The sequence below is a fragment of the Accumulibacter sp. genome (genome assembly GCF_023806625.1).
In the GTDB taxonomy this organism is placed as follows: domain Bacteria; phylum Pseudomonadota; class Gammaproteobacteria; order Burkholderiales; family Rhodocyclaceae; genus Accumulibacter.
This window is the reverse complement of the sequence record NZ_JAMTDX010000022.1, coordinates 25,661-33,230: the sequence shown is the minus strand read 5'-3', so window position 1 is coordinate 33,230 and position 7,570 is coordinate 25,661. Positions and strand designations below refer to the sequence as shown.

Annotated in this window: 8 protein-coding genes; 1 reads left to right on the top strand and 7 read right to left on the bottom strand. The window is 64.2% G+C overall.

Translation table 11 applies throughout. From position 1 onward, the window contains the following. Nucleotides 1-323 (bottom strand): LysR family transcriptional regulator (locus NFW05_RS04735; RefSeq protein ID WP_295303085.1); only part of this gene is annotated, 323 nt, incomplete at its 3' end. A 129-nt stretch (nt 324-452) separates the two neighbouring features. Here NFW05_RS04735 and NFW05_RS04730 point away from each other — a divergent pair. Further along, on the top strand, nt 453-920 hold the full coding sequence (locus tag NFW05_RS04730) for a hypothetical protein (RefSeq protein WP_295303084.1): 468 nt from the start codon (nt 453-455) through the stop codon (nt 918-920). Nucleotides 921-1,069: 149 nt separating this feature from the next. Here the strand turns inward: NFW05_RS04730 and NFW05_RS04725 are convergent, their stop codons facing one another. From NFW05_RS04725 to NFW05_RS04700, 6 genes are all read right to left on the bottom strand, one after another. Further along, nucleotides 1,070-1,828: an ABC transporter ATP-binding protein gene (locus NFW05_RS04725; RefSeq protein ID WP_295303083.1), complete on the bottom strand. Its 759-nt coding sequence runs from the start codon at nt 1,826-1,828 to the stop codon at nt 1,070-1,072. Beyond that, a complete protein-coding gene (locus NFW05_RS04720; RefSeq protein WP_295303082.1) occupies nt 1,825-3,597 on the bottom strand; it encodes a branched-chain amino acid ABC transporter ATP-binding protein/permease in 1,773 nt (590 codons plus the stop codon). The genes NFW05_RS04725 and NFW05_RS04720 overlap by 4 nt, the downstream gene beginning before the upstream one ends. Beyond that, on the bottom strand, nt 3,594-4,628 hold the full coding sequence (locus tag NFW05_RS04715) for a branched-chain amino acid ABC transporter permease (protein ID WP_295303081.1): 1,035 nt from the start codon (nt 4,626-4,628) through the stop codon (nt 3,594-3,596). The genes NFW05_RS04720 and NFW05_RS04715 overlap by 4 nt, the downstream gene beginning before the upstream one ends. A gap of 99 nt (nt 4,629-4,727) precedes the next feature. Next, complete coding sequence (locus tag NFW05_RS04710) at nt 4,728-5,864, bottom strand: ABC transporter substrate-binding protein (protein WP_295303080.1); 1,137 nt, start codon at nt 5,862-5,864, stop codon at nt 4,728-4,730. A gap of 110 nt (nt 5,865-5,974) precedes the next feature. Continuing rightward, nucleotides 5,975-6,754 (bottom strand): TSUP family transporter, encoded by a 780-nt coding sequence (locus NFW05_RS04705; RefSeq protein WP_295303079.1) that lies wholly within the window; start codon nt 6,752-6,754, stop codon nt 5,975-5,977. Continuing rightward, nucleotides 6,755-7,528, bottom strand: coding sequence for a methyltransferase domain-containing protein (locus tag NFW05_RS04700; protein ID WP_295303078.1), 774 nt, complete (start codon nt 7,526-7,528; stop codon nt 6,755-6,757). It lies immediately after the preceding gene. Nucleotides 7,529-7,570: the final 42 nt, after the last annotated feature.

The following is a 7,570-nucleotide window of genomic DNA, read 5'->3' as shown; positions in this document are numbered from 1 at the left end:
CTCTTCGCGGTCGTCACGACGGCAAGCCGCAGACTGCCCTTCCGAAGACCTTTGAGATCGGCTATCGCAGATTCGAAGCGGTTCCACACGTCGTCGAGTTCGCGCACCGTCCGGAGCATCTCCTGACCTGCCGCCGTCAGAGTCGCTTCCCGGCCGTGTTGCTCGAACAGCGGCAGCCCGAGAGTCTCGGCGATCTGTCTGATCTGCAGAGAGACCGCCGGCTGAGTCAGATGGAGTTCGGCGGCCGCCCTCGAGAAGCTTCTGTGACGTGCGACGACGGCGAAGGTCTCAAGCTGCCTGAAGGTGATTCGTCGGCGGGTCATGTATAAGTTGAGACAAATTGTTATGCTGCTTTATCTCATTGGACTTTATCATGGATCGACCCCACAATTATGCAACCCCGGAAACGGATCGGACCGAGACATCCGGGACACTTACACGAGGAGAAGACCATGCGTCATTACACCACGGATAGCGCCGAATCCGTCTCACGCGTCCTGTCGCTCGCCCTGCTCGCCGATGGTGCCCTGGACAACCGCGAGATCGACCTGCTCGAGAAGAAGGCGCTCTACGAGCGTCTGCAGATCTCCCCCGAGACGCTTCATCGGGTGATCCACGAGTTCTGTGACGACCTTCTGCAGTGCGCCCGTGCGCCGAACGTCGGCCAGATCGAGCTCGATCGCGAACTGATCGATCACCTGCTCGACGACATCCGCTCGCCACAGTTGCGCAAGGACACCCTGAGGGCGATTCTCGACATCATCCGCGCCGATGGCTGCCTCAACGGCGGAGAGGCGATTCTCGTCTCGGAGGCGATGAACCGCTGGGGACTCGAACTGCACCAGGAACTGCGGACGGAGATACTCGATACCCATGGCCAGTCTTCCGCCGGGGATCGTCTGCACGTTCGGCTGCCCTGAACGGTTCATCACGCAACGATTCACGAACGGACCGACCAGGCGACCAAGGCAACGCCGCAGTCTGCACAGCCCAGAGCCAACCGCCATCTTGCAACAGCCCTGAAGCTGGCGCTGCCTGGCCACCGCCTAGCTCCGGGACGAGGACGGCGCTAGCGCCGTCCTCCCAAGCCGAGGTAACTGGCGATCACCCGGGGATCAGTAGCCAGCGCACTGCTGGGCCCTGCGAGCGACAATTCTCCGGTTTCGAGGACGTAGCCGTAATCGGCGATCTGCAGTGCTGCGCGAGCGTTCTGTTCGACCAGGAGGATGGCCACTCCGGTCTTCCGCAGCTGAGCGATGGTCCGGAAGATTTCCCTGATGATCAGCGGAGCCAGGCCGAGGCTCGGCTCGTCGAGCAGCAACAAGCGGGGCTTGGCCATCAGCGCCCTGCCCATGGCCAGCATCTGCCGCTCGCCGCCCGAGAGGGTGCCGGCGAGTTGTTCCCGACGTTCCATCAGGCGCGGGAAGATGTCGAACACCTGGTCCATCGTCTCGAGTTGGTCCCGGTGGCCGGCACGATAGCGGTCGAATGCCCCGAGCAGCAGATTGTCCTCGACACTCATCTCCGAGAACAGTTCGCGCTTCTCGGGAACGAGCGTCATTCCCAGCCGCACGAGTTGCTCGACGCTGCGGCCTGCGCCCTGGTACTCGCCGAGGTAGAGGATCTCGCCGGAGGCCGGAAGAAGACCGATCAACGCCGAAAGGAGCGTCGTCTTGCCGGCGCCATTGGGACCAATCACAGTGACGATCTCGCCGCGGTGCACCTTGAGCGCAATGCCGTGCAGCGCCTGGACCTTGCCGTAGCTGACCGAGAGGTCGCGCACTTCGAGGACCACAGGCCTCTCGCCGTCAACTGCCAGACTGCTCACTCGACGCCTCCGAGGTACGCCTCGACGACCAGCGGGTTTCTCTGCACCTCTTCGGGCAGCCCCGATGCGAGCTTCTGGCCGAATTCCATGACCATCACACGGTCAGCCAGCCCCATCACGAAGTCCATGTCGTGCTCGACGAGCAGAATGCCGATCCCTTCGTCGCGCAGCCGTCTCAACAGTTCGGCAAGCGCCTGTTTCTCGAGGAAGCGCAGACCGGCCGCGGGCTCGTCGAGAAGCAGCAGGCAGGGGTCGGCGGCCAGCGCTCGGGCTATCTCGACCAGGCGCTGCTTGCCCAGCGGCAGACTGCCAGCTGATTCATACATCTGCTCAGCCAGACCGCAACGCTCGATTTGCCTCGCGGCTTCCTTGAGCAGGCGCGCTTCCTCACTCCGGTCGGCACGACAGGCGGCGGCGACGAAGCCCTTGCCCCCGCGCAGATGGGCTCCGATCGCCACGTTCTCGATCACCGTCATCCCTGGCAGCAGGCGAACATGCTGGAAAGTGCGGCTCATTCCCAGGCGTGCGATGTCGCGTGCCGGCAGCGACTCGACGCGCTGACCCCGAAAACTGACCGTTCCCGAGGACAAAGGGTCGACGCCGGAAATGCCGTTGAACATCGTGCTCTTCCCGGCGCCGTTGGGCCCGATCAGGGCCATGACCTCGCCTGCCCGAACGGTAAAGCTGACCCGATCGTTGGCCACGAGACCACCGAAGCGCTTGCTCCCGTCGTGCACTTCGAGAAGCACCGATCCCGCCTGCGGTCGTGGACGGCGCGGCAGATCCTCGGCGCCACTGAACGAACCATGCAACACGCGCTGCGGCAGCAGACGATCGATCATCGGCCAGACCCCGTCGCGCGCCCGGTGCAGGACGAGGATCATCAGCAGCCCGAAGACGATGGCCTCGAAATTCCCGCTCTGTCCCAGGAGACGCGGCAACCAGTCCTGCAGCGACTGTTTCAGGACGGTGATCAGGCCGGCCCCGACGATCGCTCCCCAGACATGCGAGACGCCGCCAACGACAGCCATGAACAGGTACTCGATGCCCTGAGTCAACGAAAACGGCGTCGGATTGACGAAGCGTTGCAGGTGCGCGTACAACCAGCCCGACACCCCCGCGTACAGCGCGGCGACGGTGAACACGACGATCTTGGAGCGCGGCGTGTCGACCCCCATCGCCTCGGCCATGACCGATCCGCCCTTGAGCGCCCGGATGGCGCGACCCTCGCGCGAATCGAGAAGGTTGCGCGTGGCCAGCACCGTGCCGAGCAACACCGCCCAGATGAGGTAGAAGAAGTCGCGCCCCGAGCGCAATTCGACTTCGCCGATCTGCAAGGGCGGGATTCCGGCGATTCCCGTGTGGCCCCCGAGAGCATCGATGTTGCCAAACAGGTAATACAGGCTGATTCCCCAGGCGATCGTTCCCAGTGGCAGAAAGTGACCCGAGAGCCGCAAAGTCACCAGACCGAGCGAAACGGCGACGAGGCTGGTGATCAGCAGGCCCGCGGGCAGCGTCAACCAGGGCGAAACGCCGTAGACGGTGGTCAGGACCGCTGACGTGTAGGCCCCCAGGCCGGCGAAGGCAGCTTGTCCGAAAGAGGTCAGGCCACCGACCCCGGTGAGCATGACCAGGCCGAGCGCGACAATCGAATAAAGGCCGATGTAGTTCAGCAGGGTAACGTAGAACTCGGGCAGGACCGCCGGCGCAACGGCCAGGACACCGACGAAGAGCAGCAGCAGGTAGGTGTCGTAGGGGCTGCGCCTCATCCCTCCTCCGGGTGACGCGTCGTCAGCGAGCGCCAGAGCAGGACCGGCAGGATCAGCGTGAACACGATCACTTCCTTGAAGGCGCTCGCCCAAAATGAGGAATACGACTCGAGCAGCCCGACCAGGACGGCGCCGGCTGCGGCCACGGGGTAGCTGGCCAACCCGCCAATGATCGCACCGACGAAACCCTTGAGGCCGATCAGGAAACCCGAATCGTAGTAGATCGTCGTGATCGGCGAGATCAGAATTCCCGAAAACGCTCCGATCGCTGCCGCCAACGTGAACGACAGCATCCCCGCCAACTGACCGGAGATGCCCATCAGTCGAGCGCCCGTACGGTTCATCGCCGTCGCCCGCAGGGCCTTGCCGTAGAGCGTCCGCTCGAAGAAGAAGTAGAGGGCGATGATCAGCACCAGACTGGCGACGACGACCAGAATCGTCTGTCCCTGGAGCACGGCTTCACCAAACTCGAAGCTCACCTCGGTGAACGCTGGTGTACGCGAACCCTCGGCGCCGAAGAAGAAGAGGCCGAGCCCGATCAGCGTGACGTGCACGGCGACGGAAACGATCAGCAGCGCGAGCACCGAGACCTCGGCGACTGGCTGGTAGACCAGGCGATAGATCATCGGACCGAGCGGCACGACGAGCATCAGCGCCAGCAGCACCTGGATCGGCAATGGCAGCCCCGCCGGCGATACCGCCACCAGCGCACCAGCCAGCAGCAGCGGAGCCGCGCAGTTGACCAGGAGGATCAGGGGAATCCGGCGGTAGCGTCTCTGGCGTAGGGCCGCCCCGCCTTCGACCAGCGCGATCGCAGTCCCGAGAGCGAGCAGCAGCCAGATGGTCCCCGGTAGCCGATCGGCCTGAAGGCCGGCCAGGGTCAGCGCCCCGAAGGCGACAAACTCGCCCTGCGGGATGAAGATCACTCGCGTGACCGCGAAAACGAGAACCAGCGCCAACGCCAGCAAGGCATAGATGGCCCCGCTGGTCACGCCGTCCTGGCCCAGCAGCAATGCGATCTGCAGATTCATCGACCCATTCTTCCCGGCGCACCATGGCCAGCTGCCGCCCCAACGGATCCAGGCAGACTGCGACCGCTCCGGACGAGCCTCGCGATGCCTGGCCTACGCTTACTGGACGAGCTTCCAGGTGCCCCCGTCAATTCTGACCATGACTCGCGCGCGCTGGTCGAAGCCGAGATGATCCTGAGGACTCATGTTGAACACGCCGTGGGTTGCGGTCAGGTTCCTGGTCTTTTCGAGTGCGTCGCGCAGCGCCTTGCGGAATTCCGGAGTACCAGGCTGCGCCTTCCTGAGCGCTTCGGGAACGGCGCTGACCAGCAGTTTGGTTGCGTCCCAGGCGTGCGCGCCGAAGGTCGACACGCTGCCCTTGCCATGCACCGCCTCGTACTTGCCGAGGTACTCGAGCGCGGCCTTCTTGATCGGGTTGCTGTCCGGCAACTGGGCGGCGACGAGCACCGGCCCGGCCGGCAGGAAGGTTCCCTCGCAATCCTTCCCGCAGACCCGCAGGAAGTCGGCGTTGGCCACCCCGTGCGTCTGGTAGATGATTCCCTTGTAGCCCTTCTCCTTGAGTGACTTCTGCGGCAATGCAGCCGGTGTGCCCGCCCCGCCGATCAGTACCGCGTCGGGCTTGGCGGCGATGATCTTCAGGACCTGACCGGTGACCGACGTGTCCCCACGATTGAACCGTTCGTTGGCGACGATCTGGATCTTGCGCACCTCGGCAATCTTCGAGAACTCGTTCCACCAGCCCTCGCCGTAAGCGTCGGCAAAGCCGATGTAAGCCACGGTCCTGACGTTGTTGTTGGTCATGTGCTCGACGATCGCCGTAGCCATCTGCGCGTCGTTCTGCGGGGTCTTGAAGACCCAGGCCCGCTTCGCATCCATCGGTTCAATGATTTTGGCTCCGGCGGCCATCGAGATCATCGGCGTCTCGGCCTCGGCGACGACGTCGATCATGGCCAGCGAATTCGGCGTCGTCGTCGACCCGATGATCACATCGACCTTGTCCTCGGCGATCAGCTTGCGCGCATTCTTGACCGCCGTCGTCGTATCCGAGGCATCGTCGAGGACGATGTAATTGACCTTCTGCCCGGCGATGGTCGCCGGCAGCAGGGCGATCGTGTTCTTCTCGGGAATGCCCAGTGACGCCGCCGGGCCGGTCGCCGAGAGCGTGACCCCGACATTGATGTCCGCCTGGACGCCCGCGGCCAGAGCCCATCCCAGAACCGCAAGCAGCCCACCCATCGATCCCCTGATCCCCATTCTGACCCCCGGCTGTTGTTGAGTGTGACGCCATCGTTACCACGACGATTGGCAAGGAAGCATTTTGCGACGCCAGTCGCTGCGAGACAAGTCTAGACAAAGGTATCGTAGGCAAACCTGGCGATCAGCATGCTGACGACGGCGAGGAAGAACTTGCGCACGAAGCCGCTGCCATGGCGCAGCGCCAGGTGAGCACCGAGGAACGAGCCCAGAACGTTACAACAGGCCATCAATGCGCCGAGCAGCGGCAGGATGTGGCCATGCGGAACGAAGAAACCCAGAGCCGCGAGATTCGTCGCGACGTTGACCACTTTCGCAGCCGCCGAAGCGTGCAGAAAGTCGAAACCGAACCAGCGGACGAAGAGAAAGATCAGGAAGCTCCCCGTTCCCGGGCCGAAGAAACCGTCGTAGAAGCCAATCGCTCCACCCAGCAGCAGGGCGTAAGCGAACTCGCGCCGCCCACTGTGCTGCGGCTGGTGTATGGTGCCGAAGTCGCGGCGGACATGAGTGTAGACCGCGGCAGAGATCAGCAGGAGCACGATCAGCGGGCGGAGGACCTCTGGTGGCAGCCAGGAAACGGCCATCGCCCCGAGATAAGAACAGGCAAAAGCGGCGACGGCCGCGGGCAGCGTCGTCCGCCACGGCATGTCGACCCGCCGGGCGTAGCGCCAGGCGGCGTTGCCGGTCCCGAACACACTCGACAGCTTGTTGGTGCCAAAGACGGTCGCCGCGGGCTCGTGCGGCAGTACGCTGAACAGCGCCGGAATCTGGATCAGCCCCCCTCCTCCGACCACGGCATCAATGAAGCCGGCGAACGTCGCGGCTACGACCAGCGCTGCAAGTGACGCGATGTCGATGCCGGGAAGCGTCATTCAACGCCGGCCGACCAGGAAGATTCGCCGGAAGGGAAACAACGTCGTCCCCTGCGCGCTACACGGATAGGCGGCGCGCAGACGATCCGCGTAGACGGCGAGGAACTCGTTGGCGGCCACGCCGTCGAGCCGTTCGAGATAAGGAACCAGAGTGCTGCCGCTCATCCACTCGAGAACCGGGTGTTCACCGTGCAGCAGGTGCCAGTAATTCGTCTCCCACAGATCGACGTGGCCGCACTTGCCGGCCAGCAGTCGATGGTATTCGGCTGGCGTCAGGACGCGACCCATCAAATCGCCGGACCACACCTCGCGCCAGCGTGGCTCGCCGGCCAGGTCGCGGAGAATCCGGTGCGCCGGCTCGTCGAAGTTTGCCGGCATCTGGATCGCCAGCGTGCCACCTGGCGCGAGCTGTTCGACGAGCGTCGGCAGAAGCCTCTGATGGTCGGGAAGCCAGTGCAGCGCAGCGTTCGAGAAGATCAGGTCGAGTGGCTCCTCGGCTCGCCAGTCGGCGACATCGGCGCAGAGCCAGCGAATTGCCGAGGGCTCTGCGGCGGCTCGGGCAAGCATCGCCGGGTCGCGATCAATGCCGATGATCTGCGCGCCGGGCCAACGGGCGGCGAGCAACCGGGTCACGTTGCCGGCGCCACAACCAAGGTCAGCCGCGCGGGCAACGACCGGCATGGTGATCCGCTCGAGCAGGTCCACCGCCGGTCTGCGCCGTGCCGTGTCGAATCTGAGGTATTGGTCGGGATTCCAGCTCACTTCTTCAATCACCGTCTGGTGTCGGGCCCGGCTCGGGCGCTGAAACAGGCCTCG